13 protein-coding genes are annotated in these 17,687 nt (G+C 54.0%); 8 read left to right on the forward strand and 5 right to left on the reverse strand.

Annotation, left to right across the window (positions count from 1 at the left end):
- Positions 1-8 precede the first annotated feature (8 nt).
- The 5 genes from menD to menE are packed head-to-tail and all read left to right on the forward strand — an operon-like array spanning position 9 to position 5,679.
- The gene (gene menD, locus J1781_RS13030; protein WP_217233707.1) at positions 9-1,682 is read left to right on the forward strand and encodes a 2-succinyl-5-enolpyruvyl-6-hydroxy-3-cyclohexene-1-carboxylic-acid synthase; all 1,674 of its coding nucleotides are present in this window, start codon (positions 9-11) and stop codon (positions 1,680-1,682) included.
- On the forward strand, positions 1,643-2,476 hold the full coding sequence (gene menH, locus J1781_RS13035; RefSeq protein ID WP_370278355.1) for a 2-succinyl-6-hydroxy-2,4-cyclohexadiene-1-carboxylate synthase: 834 nt from the start codon (positions 1,643-1,645) through the stop codon (positions 2,474-2,476). The genes menD and menH overlap by 40 nt, the downstream gene beginning before the upstream one ends.
- Positions 2,463-3,320: a 1,4-dihydroxy-2-naphthoyl-CoA synthase gene (menB, locus tag J1781_RS13040; protein ID WP_129952348.1), complete on the forward strand. Its 858-nt coding sequence runs from the start codon at positions 2,463-2,465 to the stop codon at positions 3,318-3,320. Before menH ends, menB begins: the two co-directional genes overlap by 14 nt.
- Positions 3,320-4,321 (forward strand): o-succinylbenzoate synthase, encoded by a 1,002-nt coding sequence (menC, locus tag J1781_RS13045; RefSeq protein WP_217233708.1) that lies wholly within the window; start codon positions 3,320-3,322, stop codon positions 4,319-4,321. The genes menB and menC overlap by 1 nt, the downstream gene beginning before the upstream one ends.
- Positions 4,306-5,679: an o-succinylbenzoate--CoA ligase gene (gene menE / locus J1781_RS13050; protein WP_217233709.1), complete on the forward strand. Its 1,374-nt coding sequence runs from the start codon at positions 4,306-4,308 to the stop codon at positions 5,677-5,679. The genes menC and menE overlap by 16 nt, the downstream gene beginning before the upstream one ends.
- A 67-nt stretch (positions 5,680-5,746) precedes the next feature.
- Here the strand turns inward: menE and J1781_RS13055 are convergent, their stop codons facing one another.
- On the reverse strand, positions 5,747-7,180 hold the full coding sequence (locus tag J1781_RS13055; protein WP_217233710.1) for a catalase: 1,434 nt from the start codon (positions 7,178-7,180) through the stop codon (positions 5,747-5,749).
- Positions 7,181-7,502: 322 nt separating this feature from the next.
- Here J1781_RS13055 and J1781_RS13060 point away from each other — a divergent pair, with 322 nt between their 5' ends.
- Both J1781_RS13060 and J1781_RS13065 read left to right on the forward strand, forming a co-directional pair.
- A complete protein-coding gene (locus J1781_RS13060; RefSeq protein ID WP_129952351.1) occupies positions 7,503-8,048 on the forward strand; it encodes a YfaZ family outer membrane protein in 546 nt (181 codons plus the stop codon).
- 126 nt (positions 8,049-8,174) lie between these two features.
- The gene (locus J1781_RS13065) at positions 8,175-9,380 is read left to right on the forward strand and encodes a nicotinamide mononucleotide deamidase-related protein YfaY (RefSeq protein ID WP_217157565.1); all 1,206 of its coding nucleotides are present in this window, start codon (positions 8,175-8,177) and stop codon (positions 9,378-9,380) included.
- A gap of 37 nt (positions 9,381-9,417) precedes the next feature.
- On the opposite strand, the gene yfaE is transcribed toward J1781_RS13065, so the two are convergent.
- From yfaE to J1781_RS26180, 4 genes are all read right to left on the reverse strand, one after another.
- Positions 9,418-9,678 carry a class I ribonucleotide reductase maintenance protein YfaE gene (gene yfaE / locus J1781_RS13070; RefSeq protein WP_217220296.1) on the reverse strand — a complete coding sequence of 87 codons (261 nt, stop codon included), beginning with the start codon at positions 9,676-9,678 and terminating at the stop codon, positions 9,418-9,420.
- Positions 9,679-10,809, reverse strand: coding sequence for a class Ia ribonucleoside-diphosphate reductase subunit beta (nrdB, locus tag J1781_RS13075; protein WP_129952354.1), 1,131 nt, complete (start codon positions 10,807-10,809; stop codon positions 9,679-9,681).
- Positions 10,810-10,881: 72 nt separating this feature from the next.
- A complete protein-coding gene (nrdA, locus tag J1781_RS13080; protein WP_129991776.1) occupies positions 10,882-13,164 on the reverse strand; it encodes a class 1a ribonucleoside-diphosphate reductase subunit alpha in 2,283 nt (760 codons plus the stop codon).
- A gap of 409 nt (positions 13,165-13,573) precedes the next feature.
- On the reverse strand, positions 13,574-14,002 hold the full coding sequence (locus J1781_RS26180) for a hypothetical protein (protein ID WP_238483199.1): 429 nt from the start codon (positions 14,000-14,002) through the stop codon (positions 13,574-13,576).
- On the opposite strand from J1781_RS26180, the gene J1781_RS13085 reads away from it, so the two are divergent.
- Positions 13,974-17,621 (forward strand): autotransporter outer membrane beta-barrel domain-containing protein, encoded by a 3,648-nt coding sequence (locus J1781_RS13085; protein ID WP_238483529.1) that lies wholly within the window; start codon positions 13,974-13,976, stop codon positions 17,619-17,621. The two genes, J1781_RS26180 and J1781_RS13085, sit on opposite strands and share 29 nt — an antisense overlap.
- The last annotated feature ends 66 nt before the right edge of the window (positions 17,622-17,687 follow it).

Consider the following 17,687-nt stretch of genomic DNA (forward strand, 5'->3'; position numbering starts at 1 on the left):
AGTTGAACATGTCTGTAGCCGTTTTTAACCGCCGTTGGGCGACGCTTATCCTCGAAGCCGTAACCCGCCATCAGGTGCAGCATGTGTGCATCGCACCCGGTTCCCGGTCTACGCCGTTAACGCTGGCCGCCGCCGCACATCCGCATCTTATCTGCCATACTCATTTTGATGAACGCGGCCTCGGCCATCTGGCACTCGGGCTGGCAAAAGCCAGCGGGCAGCGCGTGGCGATTATCGTTACCTCCGGTACGGCGGTGGCAAATTTGTATCCTGCGTTGATCGAAGCCGGGCTGACCGGCGAAAAACTGGTATTGCTCACCGCTGACCGTCCCCCGGAACTCATCGGTTGCGGTGCTAATCAGGCTATCCGCCAGACCGGTATGTTCGCCAGTCATCCGGTCGGGTCGCTGGAATTACCCCGTCCGACACCGGAAATCAGTGCGAGCTGGCTGGTTTCCGCGCTGGATAATGTGCTGGCGCAGCAGACACACGGCGCCGTGCACATTAACTGCCCGTTCGCTGAACCGCTGTATGGCGAGGACAATGGCGAACATCTGGACTGGCTGCAAACGCTGGGCGACTGGTGGCAGGGACAACAGCCGTGGCTGAAGTATTCTCAGGTTTTGCCGGTGACCGAACAGCCGGACTGGTTTTCATGGCGGCAAAAACGCGGCGTCATTATCGCAGGCCGCCTTTCGGGACGTGAAAGTGAACGGGTGGCACACTGGGCGGAGCAACTGGGCTGGCCGTTGATCAGTGATGTGCAGGCATCAACCGGTAATCCGCTCCCTTGCGCGGATTTGTGGCTGGCGTCACCTCAGGCACAGGCAACACTGGCGCACGCCCAACTGGTGATCCAGTTCGGCGCAGGTCTGACCGGTAAGCGCCTGCTGCAATGGCAGGCGGCCTGCCAACCTGATGAGTACTGGCTGATTGATCCGCTGCCTGGCCGTCAGGATCCGGCACAACATCGTGGTCGTCGGATACAGGCCAGCGTCAGTGAATGGTTGCAGTCTCATCCGGCTCAGCCTCAGGGTGACTGGGCCCAAGCCCTTGAACATTGCTCGCAGCGCGCGTTACATGCCGTGGAAACCCGTCTCGAAGGTGTATTTGGCGAGGCCGCCGCTGCGTGGCAGCTACCGGCTTTATTACCTGAGCAGGGCCAGCTATTTCTCGGCAACAGCCTGATTGTGCGTCTGGCCGATGCCTTTGCTCAACTTCCCGCCGGTTATCCTGTTTTCGCCAATCGCGGCGCAAGCGGTATTGACGGGCTGCTGTCGACCGCTGCGGGCGTACAGCGCGCAACCTGCAAACCGACGCTGGTGCTGCTGGGTGATATCTCCGCGCTTTATGATTTAAACGCGCTGGCGCTGATGCGTCAGTGTTCTGCACCGACGGTGATTATTGTGGTGAATAACAATGGCGGGCAGATTTTCTCGTTGTTACCGACACCGGAAGCCGAGCGGCAGCGCTTTTACTGTATGCCGCAGAATGTGAGTTTCAGCCACGCAGCGGCAATGTTTGGTCTGGATTATGCCTGTCCGGTGTCGATGTCTGAGCTGCATCATGCAGTCAGTCAATGCTGGCAGCATGGGGGCGTGAAACTGATCGAGCTAAAAGTCAGTGAAACAGAAGGGGCAGAATGCCTGCGTTCGCTGGTACAGGAGATGAGCGCATCATGACGCTGGCCTGTCAGGTTCTCAACGCCGGGGTCACAGACCGTCCGTGGCTGGTGTTTCTCCATGGCCTGCTGGGCAGTGCAGACGACTGGCAGCCCTTGCTTCCTGCGCTTGGTGGCTGGCCTTGTCTGTTTGTGGATTTGCCGGGACATGGCCGTTCTGCGTCGCTGACGGCTGCCGGTTTTGCGGATGTCAGCCAGCAGTTAACCGACACCTTGCGTGTGAAAAACGTCGCCGCGTATTGGCTGATTGGCTACTCGCTGGGCGGGCGCATCAGTCTGTATCACGCCTGCCAGGGCGATCGTACCGGTTTACAGGGCCTGCTGGTCGAAGGCGCACATCCGGGGCTGACATGTCAGGCCGAAAGGGCACAACGCCGCCATCATGACCAGCAATGGGCGGCTCGCTTTTTGCAAATGCCGTGGAAACAGGCGCTGGACATCTGGTATCAGCAACCGGTGTTTTCCAGCCTGTCCCGTTCGCAACGCCAGCAAATGATTATGTTGCGTGAGAACAATAATCCGCACACTGTCGCCGCCGTGCTGACCGCTACGTCGCTTTCGGTACAACCTGATTTACGCGAACAATTGCTGCGGATTTCCCTGCCGGTTGTCTGGCTGTGTGGCAACCAGGACATCAAATTTATTCATCTTGCGCAGCAGTCCGGTTTCGGGCTGCGCACTGTCGCCAATGCCGGGCATAACGCACACCGTGATAATCCGGCCGAATATGCCCGTCAGGCGCTGGAATTTATTACTTCACCTGTCTTAAAGGAAGTTAAGCATGATTTATCCTGATGAAAAACAATTGTATGCACCTGTCGAATGGCGTGAGTGCACCGGCGAGTTTGAAGATATCCGTTATCACAAATCCACTGACGGCATCGCTAAAATCACCATCAACCGGCCGCAGGTTCGCAACGCGTTTCGTCCGCTGACCGTCAAAGAAATGATCCGTGCACTCGACGACGCCCGTAATGACGAAGGCATCGGTGTGATCGTGCTGACCGGTGAAGGTGAAAAAGCCTTCTGCGCGGGGGGCGATCAGAAAGTCCGTGGCGATTACGGCGGTTATCAGGATGCCAGCGGTGTGCATCATCTTAACGTGCTGGATTTCCAGCGTCAGATCCGCACTTGTCCGAAACCTGTGGTCGCGATGGTAGCCGGTTATTCCATTGGCGGCGGTCATGTACTGCATATGATGTGCGACCTGACCATCGCAGCAGATAACGCCATCTTCGGCCAGACCGGCCCGAAAGTCGGCTCTTTCGATGGCGGCTGGGGCGCGTCCTATATGGCGCGTATCGTCGGTCAGAAAAAGGCCCGTGAAATATGGTTCCTGTGCCGCCAGTACGATGCCAACGCGGCACTGGAAATGGGGCTGGTGAACACCGTGGTTCCTCTGGCTGATCTGGAAAAAGAAACCGTGCGCTGGTGTCGTGAAATGCTGGAAAACAGTCCGATGGCACTGCGTTGCCTGAAAGCCGCACTGAACGCCGATTGCGATGGACAGGCGGGGCTTCAGGAACTGGCCGGGAACGCCACGATGTTGTTCTACATGACCGATGAAGGTCAGGAAGGCCGCAATGCGTTTAATGAAAAACGTCAGCCGGACTTCAGCAAATTTAAGCGTAATCCATAATGCGTCGCGCCACGGTGTACCGGTACAGCGTGCCGATGGAGGCTGGGGTGGTGCTGCGCAATCAGCGCCTGAAAACCCGCGACGGTTTTCTCGTGTCACTGTGGCAGGATGAAAAAACAGGCTGGGGTGAAATTGCACCGCTGCCGGGGTTCAGTCTGGAAGATATGTCTCAGGCGCAGGATGCCGTTCAGCATGGTCTGAGCCAGTGGGTGCAAGGTGCCTCGCTGGCTGCCGTTGCCTCAGCATTCAGTGCATTACCTTCAGTGGCTTTCGGGCTGAGTTGTGCGGACGCCGAACTGCGCGGCGAATTGCCGGAAGTACTGAGCACGCGCTGTGCGCCGCTGTGTCATGGTGATCCGAATGAACTTTATGCCCGTCTCGGTGCACTGCCGGGCGATTTTCGTGGCAGGAAAGTTGCGAAAGTAAAAGTGGGGTTGTACGAATCCGTCGGCGATGGTCTGAATGTCAGTATGCTGCTGGAAGCCTTACCGGAACTGCATTTACGCCTTGATGCTAACCGCAGCTGGACGCCGGTTAAAGCCGAAGGATTTGCCCGCCATGTGGCACCTGAACTGCGTTCGCGTATTGCGTTTATTGAAGAGCCGTGTCTGACCCGCGGGCAGTCCCGTGATTTCGCCCGTCTGACCGGTATCGCGATCGCCTGGGATGAAAGTGTGCGCGAAACCGGTTTTACCGTACAGGCCGAACCCGGGCTGGCGGCAATTATCATCAAACCTACACTTACCGGCAGCCTGATGCGCTGTCGTCAGTTGATCGCGCAGGCGCATGCCGCAGGGCTGGAAGCAGTGATCAGTTCCTCCCTCGAATCCAGCCTCGGGTTGACGCAACTGGCGCGCATTGCCCAGTGGCTGACGCCGGACACCATTCCCGGACTGGACACGCTGGATCTCATGCACACACAGCTTATCCGTCGCTGGCCGGGCTCTGCATTACCGCTGACTGACGCGTCTGATCTGGAGATCGTATGGCAGAGCAAATGATCAACGACTGGCCATGGCGTGAAAGGGCAAACCTTTCACCTTTTGCCGTGGCGCTGAAAGCGGGAGATATCACCTGGTGCTGGCGTGATTTACAGCACCGTATTGATACGCTGGCAGCCGGTTTTATGGCACAGGGCGTGGGAGAAGGCGCGGGTGTTGTTCTGCGCAGTAAAAATACCCTGGATGCTGTACTCAGCTATCTGGCGTTATTACAAACTGGCGCACGCCTGTTGCCGCTTAATCCGCAACTGCCTCAGGCATTATGTGACGAACTGCTTTCACAGCTTGATATCGCTTTTATGCTGGATCTGGCAGAGCCGGGGCTGCTGCTGAATATCCCCGCGCTGACCCTGCAGAATGCCTGCTGGATCAGTTCTGCCGGATGGCAACCGCAGCGCATCGCCACACTGACGCTGACATCAGGTTCCAGCGGGTTACCGAAAGCTGCCGCGCACACGGTTGCGGCACACCTGGCCAGTGCGGCGGGTGTGCTGAAGGTGATCCCTTTCACCTGCAACGACAGCTGGCTGCTTTCCCTGCCGCTGTTTCATGTTTCCGGGCAGGGCATTCTCTGGCGCTGGCTGACGGCGGGCGCCACGCTGGTGCTGACTGAAGGGCAGCCGTTTGAAGTGGCTCTGGCCAGCTGCAGCCACGCTTCGCTGGTACCCACGCAGCTCTGGCGCTTGCTGCAAGGGACTGCGGTGCCTGAAAAGCTGAAAGACGTTTTGCTTGGCGGCGCGCAAATCCCTCCTGAACTCACCGGACAGGCTGAAAGCGCGGGAATACGCTGCTGGTGCGGCTACGGGCTGACCGAAACCGCGTCTACCGTCACGGCGAAACGCGCTGATGGCCGCGCCGGTGTCGGTCAGGCACTGGCGGGAAAGGAAGTTAAAATTGCGGATCAGGAGATCCTGATCCGCACTGACAGCCTGGCCAGTGGTTACTGGAAAAACGGTCAGTTATCGCCGGTAGCCGACGCCGGTGGCTGGTTGCATACCCGTGACCGCGGAGAATGGCGTGATGGCGAACTGCTGATCGCCGGGCGGCTGGATAATCTGTTTTTCAGCGGCGGGGAAGGGATCCAGCCTGAAGATATCGAAAAAGTGCTGGTCAGCCATCCGCAGGTTTTGCAGGCGTTTGTGGTGCCGGTGGAGGATGAGCAATTTGGTCAGCGGCCGGTCGCTGTGCTCGACGCACAAGCCGGGCTGCGGTATGAGGAACTTAACCTCTGGCTGAGCAATAAGATCCCGCGCTTCCAGTGGCCGGTGGCCTATTATCCGCTGCCCGTAGCCCTGTCGCAGGGCGGGATTAAAATCTCGCGGGCCAGCGTCCGGCGATGGATAGAAATGCTTTCGTAAAACTAGAGACTGGAATAAACAAAAAAGGCCGCGCAATGCGGCCCTTGTCATTTCTGAGGGTAAAAAATCAGTCTTTCAGTGCCTTTTCAACCCCTGCGCCATAAGCTGGATCGACGTTATAAAACAGCGCCAGTTGGCGTACCTGCGTGTCCGGCGAAGCCTGTTTCAGCTCACCGGCAATGCGTGCAAACATGCGCTGATGTTCAGCCTCAGACAACAGGTTGAACAGCAAACGTGGCTGAGTGAAGTAATCATCATCCTCACGGTGATTCCAGTGATCGGCCGCGCCTTCAATGCTCAGTGGCGGTTCGCTGAAATCCGGTTGCTCCTGGAATAAACCTGCGCTGTTCGGCTCGTAAGTCACACCGTTGCCACTGTTGCCGTCGATACGCATTGCGCCGTCACGATGATAATTATGGAACGGGCATTTTGGTGCGTTGACCGGGATCTGATGATGATTCACACCCAGGCGATAACGGTGCGCGTCGCCGTAAGAGAACAGACGCCCCTGCAACATGCGGTCAGGTGAGAAACCGATGCCAGGCACGACATTGGCCGGATTCATTGCAACCTGTTCTACTTCTGCAAAGTAGTTTTCCGGATTGCGGTTCAGCTCGAATTCACCCACTTCGATCAGCGGATAATCGCTGTGCAGCCAGACTTTGGTCAGGTCAAACGGGTTGTAAGGCAGCTTTGAGGCTTCTTGCTCCGGCATGATTTGCACAAACAGTTTCCAGCGCGGGAAATCGCCGCGTTCAATTGCTTCATACAAGTCCCGCTGAGAACTCTCGCGGTCGGCACCTACTTGTTTTTCCGCTTCCTCGTCCATCAGGTTTTCAATGCCCTGCTGGCAGCGGAAGTGGAATTTCACCCAGAAACGCGCATTTTCTGCATTGATAAAGCTGAAAGTATGGCTGCCGAAGCCGTGGATATGACGGTAAGACCTTGGCAGGCCGCGGTCGCTGACATCAATGGTCAGCTGATGCAGGGCTTCAGGAAGATGAGAGAAGAAGTCCCATTTATACGCCGGATTACGCAGGTTAGTGCGCGGGTCACGTTTGACGACGTGGTTCAGGTCAGGGAATTTCAGTGGATCGCGCAGATAAAATATTGGGGTATTATTGCCGACTAAATCCCAGTTGCCTTCTTCGGTATAGAATTTTATCGAAAAACCGCGAATATCACGTTCCGCATCTGCTGCGCCCCGTTCACCGGCAACTGTCGAGAAACGGATAAACAGGTCAGTTTGTTTGCCGATTTCAGCGAAGATTTTCGCGCGTGTGAAGGCGGTAATATCGTGTGTCACGGTGAAAGTACCATAAGCGCCGGAGCCTTTCGCGTGCATACGGCGCTCAGGGATCACTTCGCGGTCGAAATGCGCTAATTTCTCAAGAAACCAGACATCCTGCAAAAGCAACGGTCCATGGCGGCCAGCGGTAATCACGTTGTTATTATCGACGACAGGCGCGCCAGCGGCGGTTGTTAAACCTTTCTTGGTCATAAAAATTCCTTTCAGTGAGTGCGGGTGTATAGGGGTAGTGACGTTGATGTAGTTCTTTAAATCTGCCCGGGTAGCAGGTTGTCTCCCTAAGCCAAATTAACTCTACCGATTACAAATAAACCCTATATTGATCAGAGGCAAATAGGTGGGAATTATCATTTCGATGGGAAACGTTCATTTCATTAATGAAAACGATGTTACTTACAATTTTCCCGGCTTGACTGAACGTTTAAAAGATCCAAAACGTTGTGACAACAGAGTAAATTGCTTTAGACTTCGGGCGGAAGATTTAATGTTGTTTAGCAATTATTTGGGAAAAATAATGAAAAAGATCCTTGTCGCTGGCGCCGCTGCCAGTTTGATGTTCGCGGCTGCTGCCGCGAACGCGATCAGTGTAAATGGTGAAGTCGGTGAACATTACACGCATCTGGGTGTGGGCTTTGGCACCACGTCTCCGGGCCTGGCACTGAGCGGTGACTGGACGCATAACGACGATGACGGTGATGTGGCAGGTGTAGGGCTGGGATACAACATTCCGCTCGGCCCGTTCATGGCAACGGTTGGCGGTAAAGGTCTGTATACCAATCCGAAAGACGGTGACGAAGGTTATGCTGCGGCTGTCGGCGGTGGTCTGCAACTGCCAATCGCGAAAATGTTCACCCTGTACGGTGACTACTACTATTCTCCGGATTCACTGTCGAGCGGCATTGGCAACTACAAAGAAGCTAACGCCGGCGTGCGTCTGACCGCCATCCCGCTGGTTACCGTGAGCGTGGGTTACCGCTACATGGCGATGGATGGTAAAGACGGCAACCGCGATAACGTGGTGGCAGACGGTGCTTATGTAGGCGGCGCAGTGAATTTCTGATGTTGTCTGAAGCAAGATCTGAGGCTCGCATTCGTGCGGGCCTTTTTGTTTTCTGCCGTAGAGAGATTGTTTTTCTTGCCCAGCCTTTCTACAGTGGAATAACAAAAAATACAGAAGGAGAACGGGATGCTTAGGGTTGAGATGCTGAGTACGGGTGATGAAGTACTGCATGGCCAGATTGTAGATACCAATTCGGCGTGGCTGGCGAATTATCTGTTTGAGCAAGGTTTACCGATGACCAGCCGTGAAACGGTGGGCGACAGCCTGGATGCGCTGGTTGCTGTTCTCAAAGAGCGTAGCCACATTGCTGATGTACTTATCGTGAACGGCGGCCTGGGGCCAACGACCGATGATTTAAGTGCGATGGCGGCAGCGAAAGCCTGTGGGGTGGAGTTGGTAGAAGATGCCGGCTGGATTGAAACCATGCAGGCGTTCTTCAGGGAACGCGGCCGTCCGATGGCTGAATCCAACCGTAAACAGGCCCAGATCCCCGCCAATGCCGAGTTGTTGGATAATCCGGTCGGGACTGCCTGCGGCTTCAGTGTGCGACTTAACCGTTGCCAGATATTCTTTACGCCTGGCGTACCCTCTGAATTTAAAGTGATGGTGGAACAACAAATCGTTCCGCGTCTGCACAAACAATTTCCGGCGCTGGAAGCCCCGTTATGTCTGCGTCTGACCACCTTCGGACGGGGTGAAAGTGACCTTGCCACCGAACTGGATAAACTCGAACTGCCCGAAGGCGTGGTGATGGGGTACCGTTCGTCATCGCCTATCATTGAACTGAAAGTGACCGGTCCGCGTTCGCAGGAAAACGCGATGCACAAAGCATTCGAACGTGTGCGGGAAGTGGCCGGGGAAAGCACTATTTTCGAAGGACCGGGCAGCCTGCCGGATCGTCTTGCTGAACGTCTGCTGGCACAGGATTTACGTCTGGCGGTCAGCGAAAGTTTTACCGGTGGCCTGTTGAACTGGCGTTTGCAAAGTGCAGGAGTCCCGCTGACCAATGGTGAATTATTGCCACAGGACAGTGAAGCTTCCCCGGAGAAATCCCTCGAATGCCTGCTGGCACGCGCACAGACGCTGGCCGAAACTACCGGCGCCCAACTGGCGCTGGCTGTCGGGGCGCTGTCTGGTGAAGAGTTAAGTCTGGCACTGCATACCCCGGCCGGCACCCGTGGCCTGACGATCCGTTATACCGCGACGCGTCACGGGCTGGCATTACGGCAGGAGACGATGGCGATGGTGGCGATGGATATGTTGCGGCGCTATCTGAATAGCTGGGAGCCGGTGGCGGATTACCCGTGGCTGGATCGGGTTGCTAAGGTCTGAGTTTTAGCTCCTCCCCTGTGAAGGGGAGGAGCAAGGACTAAAACTCGACTTCAATATCCCCGGCCGGCATGCAACAGCACGGCAAAATTTCGCCGTCTGAGATGAAGGCTAAAGGTTTTTCACTGTAAGTGACTTCCCCGCTGATAAGCTTCATCCGGCACGATCCGCAATAACCTTCCCGGCACTGGTATTCCACTTCAACCTGATGATGTTCAAACACTTCCAGCAAATTGCGGTGCCCGGCTTTACAGACCAGTTGCTGTCCGTTGGCTGAAAGTGTGAGGATCCTGTCGGTCATTTAAAGCTCAAAATCACTCAGGTCATCGGCGTTAACTTCAGAGTCGATCTGACCGACCAGATACGAACTGACTTCCACTTCCTGCGGCGCAACTTGCACGTTATCGGACACCAGCCAGGCGTTGATCCACGGGATTGGGTTCGAGCGGGTTTTGAACGGCGCATCCAGCCCGACAGCCTGCATACGGATATTGGTGATGTATTCGACGTACTGGCAAAGAATGTCTTTGTTCAGGCCGATCATGGAACCGTCTTTGAACAGGTATTCTGCCCAGTCTTTTTCCTGTTGTGCCGCCAGAACAAACAGGTCGTGGCATTCCTGCTGGCATTCCCGCGCAATTTCAGCCATTTCCGGATCGTCCTGGCCTGAACGCAGCAGGTTCAGCGCGTGCTGAGTGCCGGTCAGATGCAGCGCTTCGTCGCGGGCGATCATCTTGATAATTTTCGCGTTGCCTTCCATCAGTTCACGTTCAGCGAACGCAAATGAACAGGCGAAACTGACGTAGAAACGTACCGCCTCCAGCGCGTTAACGCTCATCAGACAGATGTAGAGCTTCTTCTTCAGCTCACGCAGATTAACCACGACCGTTTTGCCGTTGACCTGATGCGTGCCTTCCCCCAGCAGATGGTAGTAGCTGGTCATTTCAATCAGCGTGTCGTAATAACCGGAGATGTCTTTCGCGCGCTTGAGGATTTCTTCGTTGGTCACGATATCGTCAAATACCATTGCCGGATCGTTAACGATATTACGGATGATATGAGTATAAGACCGTGAATGAATCGTTTCTGAAAACGCCCAGGTCTCGACCCAGGTTTCCAGTTCCGGAATGGAAATCAGCGGTAGCAGTGCGACGTTCGGGCTGCGGCCCTGAATGGAATCCAGCAGCGTCTGGTATTTCAGGTTGCTCAGGAAGATGTGCTTTTCATGTTCCGGCAGCGCCTGGAAATCGATACGGTCACGGGAAACATCAATCTCTTCCGGACGCCAGAAAAATGACAGTTGCTTTTCGATCAGTTTTTCAAAAATTTCATGCTTCTGTTGGTCGAAACGGGCAACGTTAACCGACTGGCCAAAGAACATTGGCTCAAGAAGCTGATCGTTTTTATTCTGGGAAAAAGTACTGTAGGCCATAACTTCCTCGACATTCTCGGCAAAAACCCCCTGACGGGGGTTTTGAATAATATTTTTAATTAAAACAGAAGATTAGATTTTGCAGGCGCCGCTTTCACAGTCATCAGCCACCTCGGCTTTCATGTCTTCCTGTACATCATCGGCACCGTCACGGGTGTTCTGATAGTACAGAGTTTTCACGCCAAATTTGTAGGCGGTCAGCAAGTCTTTCAACAACTGTTTCATCGGCACTTTGCTGTTCGGGAAGCGCGACGGATCGTAGTTGGTGTTTGAAGAAATCGCCTGGTCGATGAATTTCTGCATCACGCCCACCAGTTGCAGATAACCGTCGTTGTTCGGCATATCCCACAGCAGCTCATACTGATCTTTGAGACGCTCATACTCAGGCACAACCTGACGCAGGATGCCGTCTTTCGAGGCTTTAATACTGATATGGCCGCGCGGTGGCTCGATGCCGTTGGTGGCGTTGGAGATCTGCGAAGAGGTCTCAGACGGCATCAGCGCAGACAGCGTCGAGTTACGCAGGCCGTGCGTTTTAATGCTTTCGCGCAGTGTATCCCAGTCCAGATGCAGCGGCTCATCGCAAATGGCATCCAGATCCTTCTTGTAGGTATCCACAGGCATGATGCCTTGCGAATAAGTGGTTTCATTGAACCACTGGCATGCGCCTTGTTCTTTCGCCAGCTCGTTGGAAGCTTTCAGCAGGTAATACTGGATGGCTTCAAAGGTTTTGTGGGTCAGGTTATTAGCGCTGCCATCGGAATAACGTACGCCATTTTTTGCCAGATAATACGCGTAGTTAATCACGCCGATACCCAGGGTACGACGGCCCATCGCACCGCGTTTTGCGGCTTTAATCGGGTAATCCTGATAATCGAGCAGGGCATCCAGCGCACGAACCGCCAGTACCGCCAGTTCTTCCAGATCGTCGAGGCTGTCGATAGCGCCGAGGTTAAAGGCAGAGAGCGTACACAGTGCGATTTCGCCGTTTTCGTCGTTCACGTCATCCAGCGGTTTGGTTGGCAGCGCGATTTCCAGACAGAGGTTGGACTGGCGAACAGGCGCGATAGCTGGATCAAACGGGCTGTGGGTGTTGCAGTGGTCAACATGCTGAATGTAGATACGGCCGGTTGATGCCCGTTCCTGCATCATCAGGGAGAACAGTTCAACTGCTTTCACTTTCTGTTTACGGATGCTGGCGTCCTGCTCGTATTTCTCATACAGGCGTTCGAACTCGTCCTGATCGGCAAAGAATGCATCGTACAGGCCCGGCACGTCAGACGGGCTGAACAGGGTAATGTCGCCACCTTTCACCAGACGCTGATACATCAGTTTGTTGATCTGCACACCGTAGTCCATATGACGGACGCGGTTGCCTTCAACACCACGGTTGTTTTTCAGTACCAGCAGGCTTTCCACTTCCAGATGCCACATCGGGTAGAACAAGGTGGCTGCACCGCCGCGAACGCCACCCTGAGAACAGGATTTCACCGCAGTCTGGAAATGTTTGTAGAAAGGGATACAACCGGTGTGGAAGGCTTCCCCGCCACGGATCGGGCTGCCCAGTGCACGGATACGACCGGCGTTGATGCCGATACCGGCGCGTTGTGAAACGTATTTCACGATGGCGCTGGAGGTGGCGTTAATGGAATCGAGACTGTCGCCACATTCGATCAGAACGCATGAGCTGAACTGACGGGTCGGGGTACGCACGCCGGACATAATGGGCGTAGGCAGAGAAATCTTGAAAGTTGAAATCGCGTCGTAGAAACGTTTGATGTAATCCAGACGGGTTTCGCGCGGATAGCCGGAGAACAGGCAGGCCGCGACCAGAATGTAGAGGAACTGTGCGCTTTCGTAGATATCGCCGGTCACACGGTTCTGCGCCAGATATTTCCCTTCCAGCTGCTTAACCGCCGCGTAAGAGAAATTCATGTCGCGCCAGTGGTCAATAAAACTGTCCATCTGCTCGAACTCTTCAGCCGTGTAGTCTTCCAGCAGATGTTTGTCGTATTTACCCATTTCAACCATGCGGGTCACCTGGTCGATCAGTTTTGGAGGTTCAAACTGGCCGTAGGCTTTTTTACGCAGATGGAAGATGGCCAGTCGCGCCGCCAGATATTGATAATCCGGTGCATCCTTAGAAATCAGATCAGCAGCGGCTTTGATGATGGTTTCATGAATATCGGCGGTTTTAATCCCGTCATAGAACTGGATGTGTGAACGGAGCTCTACTTGAGAAACTGATACGTTTTGAAGACCTTCCGCTGCCCAGTCAATGACACGGTGGATTTTATCAAGGTTAATGCGTTCTGTGCGGCCATCACGTTTAGTAACAAGCAGACTTTGGTTCATGGGGTGCGATACCTTAAAGGTTTATAAAAGGTCTGACCCGACCGCGTTAAACACGCGCGGCAGCACAAGAGGTCCCTAGTGTGCTGGTCAGGATATAAACACAATATATTGTGGGTTTGTTATTTTCTGATGACAAGATAGTGACTGAATGTCCCTTTTGCAAGTGAACAAAATCGGCAGATTTGTGGATAAGTTGGGGAGAAATTTTACGCTCCCGTCTGAGGAGTCCGCCATTGCTGGTGCGACAATCCTGTCAATATCTGAGATACGATTTTCTTATATTTTTACGAAAGGTGATCGACTGCCGGTTTATTAAACGTTAGAAAAAAACGCTATATTGATCTGAATAACTATTCTAAAAAATCATGTTGCGGCGTCACTATTCACCAAAGCCCTAAAAACTAACGTTTTAACCCCGGTATGACCTGTTACTTAACACAAATTCAGCAAAAGCCGATGAAAAAAGGGCTTGCAACCGCAGAGGATTTGACGTTGCCCGCACAGCGGCAGACTGGCTGACACGCGCCTTGACCTGACCCGTGGCATTTATTTTATCGCAGAATGTGGGAGAAAAATTAGCCATATAATAAATACATATCATGAATAAATGACCATGTTTATATATTCTAAATTTATCATTAAGTGGTCTCTCCACATCGAGCATATTACCTTCGCCCCCTTCTTTTATCGGGTCCGGGAGCGGGGTTTCCATGGCGTTCAATAAAATCACAGCATGTCTATTTTTAGTTTTTAATTTAGTCCCCTTTTCAAAAGGCGTATTTGCCGAATCTCTCCCGGCCTGTTCAGGTATGCAAATCACTGAAAGTTGTGGTGCCACAGCCACGACGCTGGAAAATAAAACCCTCAATAGCTATACCATCGCTGACGGGGCTGTGATGCAGTTTTCCGGGCTCAGTGTGTCCGGTGATTCTGGCGGTGCATTCCATCTGGGGAACGGCAGCACACTGGAGATTATTCCCGAGGACACCTCCGGTTACAGCCTGTTCAGGGGGAATAGCAGCTCAGAAAATGGCGGTGCGATATTTGCTAAAGAAAACTCGACTGTCTCTGTGCAAAATACCCTATTCATTGATAACGTCGCCCCTGAATACGGGGGTGCGATATATATGAATGGCACAAATGACGAAGGCGAGACTGACCTGACGATAACGAACGGGGTATTCTCAGGAAACATTTCCAGCGAAGGAAAAGGCGGGGCGATTTATTCCCTGAATAACGAAGTCCGGCTGACAAATGTTTTATTTGCCGACAACCAGGCGAAAACCCATAAAAGCGCCAGTGCGGGTAATGGTAACGGCGGCGCTATTGATGCCACAGATAATACGACCGATTCCCATGGCGGAATGTTTATCACCAACAGCGAATTTACCGGCAACCAGGCCGGAGGACTGGGTGGGGCAATTTATACCAACAGTGCATCCACACCTTTCCTTGTCGACATCAAAATCGATGAAAACTATGAAGATAATGGCGGGGTGGCTTACTACCACGATAATGTTGCAGACAATTATAGCAACCAACCGGAGGCATCAGGCGGGGGGTTCATGTACCTCGGTCACAGTGAGGCGGAGTTTACTGTCGCCGCAGATAAGTCGCTGATCATCGGTAATGCCGGTAATGATGGCGCGTATGACTCGATAGCGGGATACGGTGCCATTTTCAAAGGTGGTGCGGGTGAACTGGTATTGAACGCCGACAACAGCAGTTTTACCGGTCTTTTCGACATTCTGGAGGGGACGGTGACACTGGGGCGTGACGATACCCTTATCAATGTGGGTGAGACTCATTGCCAGAACGACGCGGATACCTGTCACGGCATCGTCATAGGTAGCGACATTTCTCCGAACCCCTCAGCCCGACTTAATGTGGGCAGTACGCAACAGACATTTAAAAATGCATTTACGGGTCATGAAAACAGCACCCTGAATATTGATGCGGGGGGCAATGTCATGGTTAACAGCGGCTCTATGGCAGGAACCACAACCGGCTCAGGTAAGCTGACCGTGGCAGAAAATGGCAGTTTCGGTATGACCGGCGCACAGTCTATGGGGCTGGATGGCGACATTGTGGTGGAAAAAAATGCCGTTCTCAGCCTGCGTGGCGATGCCGGAGACTTAGCTATTTTACAGGCCGATCCTCAGTCCATTGTGTTAGACGGCGGCGTACTGGATTTATCAGATATGACCACGTTTACCGGTGAGACCGAACAGGCCAAGGACGGCCTGGCGATCAGTGGTTCCGGTGGTACGGTGATCGGTAATGACGATCGGGTGTCATTCAGCGCAGGCAGTGATTATCACGTTGATGGTGGCGTCTATGTGGTGGTTAACGCGGGTGCCGGTCGCGTCACGCTGGCGGATAACAATGCATATCTGGGCACAACGCAAATTGCCTCCGGCACGTTGCAGGTCACCGGTAATTCTCAACTCGGTGACGAGGCATACAACCGCCAGGTTATTTTTACCGATCCGACGCAGGCCGGTACGCTGGAGGTTTCTGCAACGGCGGAGGGCAACGTGCAAATTGATACCACATCAGCACAGACGGGTAAGGCGCGGGATATTGAAATGCGGGCCTCAGGGACGGTGCAGGTAGACGACGGCGTGACGACGCAATGGGGAGGCTTAGTGGCCGACAGCACCGGCGGGAGGGCAGACGTTAACAGCACCTTCACGAAAAGCGGTAACGGTACGTTAATTCTGCAGGATCCAGGCAGCAGCCATTCCGCCGTGCGCGTCGAACAAGGTACTTTGCAGGGTGGGGCGGAAAATATCATCACTGATGCCTCTTCACTGTATGTCGGTGAAAACGCCACGTTTGAAACCGGGATGGATCAGTGGGTACAAAGCATTGATGCGACATCTACCGGTGCGGTATTAATTTCCGAGGGTACACGACTGGTACTGGTAAATCAGGACACGTCTGCGACGCTGAATGCCAGCCTGTTTACGGGCACGGGCGGTACGCTGGTGAATGCCACATCAGGCTCGGGGCTGGAAGGTACACTGAACAGCAGTCTTTCCCTTGACGCATTAACCTATCTGAGCGGTGTGACGGTGAAGGGGGATCTCGATAACGGCGCCGGAACCGCCAGCCTGCAGAATGGTACGGCGGGCGATACGCTGACGGTCAAAGGCGATTATACCGGCGGCGGCACCGTGGTACTGGAAACGGAAATGAATGGCGATGCCTCAGCCTCCGATCAGCTCATCCTCAGTGGCAATACTGCCGGTGATACCGCACTGACCATTGTGCCGGTCAGCGGCACCGGGCAGGCGACGCAAACCGGTATCAGGGTGGTTGATTTTGCTGCGGATCCACAAAACGTTCAGAACGGCGCAGATTTTCATCTGGCCGGTGAGCAGCAATATATCAATATGGGCGCCTATGACTATTCGCTGGTGAAAGATAATCAGGACTGGTATTTGCGCTCGCAGGTGGCGACGCCAGAACCGCAGCCCGATCCTGATGTCCCCCCGCAGCCCCAGCCAGTACCCGGTGGCGATAATTTTACCCCGGTGCTGAACCCTAAGACGGGGGGATACATGAGTAACCTGCGTATCGCCAATAATGCGTTCAGCATGACGGCACAGGATCACGCCGGTGCAGCCCATGACAACCTCAAACTGCGTGTGGAGTCTGCGCACGACAGTTCCACATTCAGCCATCAGATTGACCGCCACAACGACAGCACCGTTGCACAGATAAGCGGCAATTTTTGGCGGAATAACCTGGGTGACAGCGAATTAATGGCCGGTGTGGTGGGCGGTTACAGCATCAGCCACGGTGACAACACCAGCGTGCTGACCGGTCGTCAATCCGATAATAACACTCAGGGGTATGCTGTCGGGCTGACCGGTTCCTGGTATCAGGATGCGCGCAATCATCAGGGGATGTATCTCGACAGCTGGCTGCAATATGCCTGGTTTGATAACAGCGCCAGCGAAGACGGTACGGGTGACGATAATTATCACGCTTCCGGCGTTTTAGCTTCACTTGAGGGCGGTTACCGTTTCACCCTGATGCAGGGAAAACGGTGGAACTGGACACTGCAGCCCCAGGCACAGGTGATTTATCAGGGCGTGAAGCAGAAAGATTTTACCGCATCGAACCAGTCGAAAGTGGCACAGGCTGGCAATACTCCTGTTCAGACACGGCTGGGGATCCGCAGCGAATGGGACATTCACCCGGCACCCGCGTTACACCTTAAACCCTTTATTGACGCGAATTACCGACACAACAGTGCGCAGACTTCACTGAACGTTGATGGCGTGAACTTCACTGATAGCACAACCAAAGACAGTGCGGAACTGAGCATCGGCATCAACGGTGACCTGGGCGCAAATACCACAGTCTGGGGCAAAATGGGTCAGCAGCAAAGTTCAGAGGATTTTACACAAACCCAGGGGGCGATGGGGATAAGTGTTCGCTGGTAAGGCAGCGGGGCGGGCGGAAAAGCAAAAAGAGGACAGTATTAGCTGTCCTCTTTTTACCGGTAGAAT

This window comes from Rahnella perminowiae (assembly GCF_019049695.1).
In the GTDB taxonomy this organism is placed as follows: domain Bacteria; phylum Pseudomonadota; class Gammaproteobacteria; order Enterobacterales; family Enterobacteriaceae; genus Rahnella; species Rahnella perminowiae.

Bases quoted from the DNA above. Each gene is read 5' to 3' on its own strand.
- menB (WP_129952348.1), top strand. From the start codon at position 2,463: ATGATTTATCCTGATGAAAAACAATTGTATGCACCTGTCGAATGGCGT.
- nrdB (WP_129952354.1), bottom strand. From the start codon at position 10,809: ATGGCCTACAGTACTTTTTCCCAGAATAAAAACGATCAGCTTCTTGAG.
- J1781_RS13065 (WP_217157565.1), top strand. From the start codon at position 8,175: ATGCTTAGGGTTGAGATGCTGAGTACGGGTGATGAAGTACTGCATGGC.
- J1781_RS13060 (WP_129952351.1), top strand. From the start codon at position 7,503: ATGAAAAAGATCCTTGTCGCTGGCGCCGCTGCCAGTTTGATGTTCGCG.
- menE (WP_217233709.1), top strand. From the start codon at position 4,306: ATGGCAGAGCAAATGATCAACGACTGGCCATGGCGTGAAAGGGCAAAC.
- menD (WP_217233707.1), top strand. From the start codon at position 9: ATGTCTGTAGCCGTTTTTAACCGCCGTTGGGCGACGCTTATCCTCGAA.
- menH (WP_370278355.1), top strand. From the start codon at position 1,643: ATGCCTGCGTTCGCTGGTACAGGAGATGAGCGCATCATGACGCTGGCC.
- J1781_RS13085 (WP_238483529.1), top strand. From the start codon at position 13,974: ATGCAAATCACTGAAAGTTGTGGTGCCACAGCCACGACGCTGGAAAAT.
- nrdA (WP_129991776.1), bottom strand. From the start codon at position 13,164: ATGAACCAAAGTCTGCTTGTTACTAAACGTGATGGCCGCACAGAACGC.
- yfaE (WP_217220296.1), bottom strand. From the start codon at position 9,678: ATGACCGACAGGATCCTCACACTTTCAGCCAACGGACAGCAACTGGTC.
- J1781_RS13055 (WP_217233710.1), bottom strand. From the start codon at position 7,180: ATGACCAAGAAAGGTTTAACAACCGCCGCTGGCGCGCCTGTCGTCGAT.
- menC (WP_217233708.1), top strand. From the start codon at position 3,320: ATGCGTCGCGCCACGGTGTACCGGTACAGCGTGCCGATGGAGGCTGGG.